The sequence below is a fragment of the Stenotrophomonas sp. 05L414_2 genome (assembly GCF_056397905.1).
Genome location: NZ_JBFTOJ010000308.1, coordinates 1 through 1,640 on the forward strand (window position 1 = coordinate 1; position 1,640 = coordinate 1,640).

Here is a 1,640-nt window from a genome sequence, read left to right on the forward strand (position 1 = left end):
CCCTGGGTGGCGACCGCGGTCATCGCGGCATGGCCATCGGTGGCGGTCAACGGCTGCCAGTCTTCCCCAAGATCGGCAATGAATTCGGTCAGCTCAGCCGGCAGGCTGGCTGTATCCCCAACAAGCAGAATACGCACGACACATTCCCCTGGCTGTCTCGACGGTCGATGTCGATGACGTGTGAAGTGACGCAATTTACCTAATACGGCGGCAAAGGTGATGTGCCGCCGTCATGAAACGTGACCCGCATCGCTCCGACGCCGTGCGCCGGAGCAATGCTGTTCAGTCTCAGGCCTTGCTGTCGAGGTGGCGCTGGTGCGCCTCGATCAGGATCTGCTTGGCCTCGGCCGCGCCGCCCCAACCGTCCAGCTTGACCCACTTGCCCTTCTCCAGGTCCTTGTAGTGCTCGAAGAAGTGGCCGATGCGCTCCAGCCAGTGGCTGGACACCTGGGCGATGTCCTCGACGTGGGCATAGCCGCTGAAGATCTTCGAAACCGGCACGGCCAGGATCTTCTCGTCGCTGCCTGCCTCATCGCTCATCTTCAGCACGCCGACCGGACGGCAGCGCACCACCGAACCCGGGACCAGCGGCAGCGGCAGCACCACCAGTACGTCGGCCGGATCGCCGTCGCCGCACAGGGTGCTCGGCACGTAGCCGTAGTTGCAGGGGTAGCGCATCGGGGTGGAGAGGATGCGGTCGACGAAGATCGCGCCGGTTTCCTTGTCCACTTCGTACTTCACCGGCTCGGAATCCTTCGGGATCTCGATGATGACGTTGATTTCTTCCGGCGGGTTCTTGCCGGGCGAGACGAGTTCCAGACCCATGGTGTGCTCCAGGTGGGGGATGTAGACGGATAGCCCTCCATTTTATGCCTTTGCCGGTCGCTGTGCAGGGTGGGGCGCCGACGGGCCGTCGCGGTAGCCGACGACCGGCCAGGCCGGGGTTTCCCGATGGGGCCGGCCGGGTGACCGGGGCAGGCTGGAACCCTGAACCGAGGAGACCTGCCATGAACTGGAATCGTTGGCGCTGCGGCGTCCTGCTGTTGCTTGCTCCGTTGGCCGCGCTCGCGCGCGGGACGCATGTCGACCTGATCCACTACCCGACCCGGGAGGCCGGGTGGGACAGGGCCTACGCGCTTGAGGGAGCGCTTGCACAGGCGTTCGACCGTGTGTGCGCCGATACCTTCTGCGAAGGCGATTACAGCAACTACCGGGTGATGGAGTTCCGTTRTGCGGTGCTGGCCCATCGGGGCACGGTGCAGCGATGTGTGTGGGTGCTGGCGGCCAGCGAACTGGTGGTGCAGGGTGACACCGGCCAGGTGCAGGTCGACAACGGTCGCTGGACCTGCCCGGTGGAGATGCGGCCCGGGGTGCCGGTTGAAGCCTTCTTTGCCGCGCTGGAGGCGCCGGATGGGCTGATGGCACCGCTGCCCGGGCTCGATCATGGGCTGTTCGACGGGCTTGCCGACTGCCTGCGGGCGCAGGGGAGGGACGCCTGATGCGCACTTTCCCGGCACGATGGCTGCTCTGCGGTCTGATGGTGGTTGGCGCTGCGCAGGCCGCGCCGGCGTTCGTGGACGCCCGTGACTATCCCGATCCAGCGACCGGCCGGGAGCGGTTCCTGGCCGCCGAACGGATGC

The 1,640-nt window shown here is 66.1% G+C and carries 2 protein-coding genes and 1 pseudogene; 1 reads left to right on the forward strand and 2 read right to left on the reverse strand.

Annotated features, from left to right (window positions below):
- Positions 1-137, reverse strand: a pseudogene (locus AC1DJN_RS21885) (HDOD domain-containing protein); the annotation flags it as partial.
- Between the two features lie 151 nt (positions 138-288).
- On the reverse strand, positions 289-825 hold the full coding sequence (gene ppa / locus AC1DJN_RS21890) for an inorganic diphosphatase (RefSeq protein WP_005410935.1): 537 nt from the start codon (positions 823-825) through the stop codon (positions 289-291).
- A gap of 182 nt (positions 826-1,007) precedes the next feature.
- Between ppa and AC1DJN_RS21895 the strand changes: the two genes are divergently transcribed.
- On the forward strand, positions 1,008-1,499 hold the full coding sequence (locus AC1DJN_RS21895) for a hypothetical protein (protein ID WP_478040254.1): 492 nt from the start codon (positions 1,008-1,010) through the stop codon (positions 1,497-1,499).
- Positions 1,500-1,640: the final 141 nt, after the last annotated feature.

Bases quoted from the DNA above. Each gene is read 5' to 3' on its own strand.
- ppa (WP_005410935.1), bottom strand. From the start codon at position 825: ATGGGTCTGGAACTCGTCTCGCCCGGCAAGAACCCGCCGGAAGAAATC.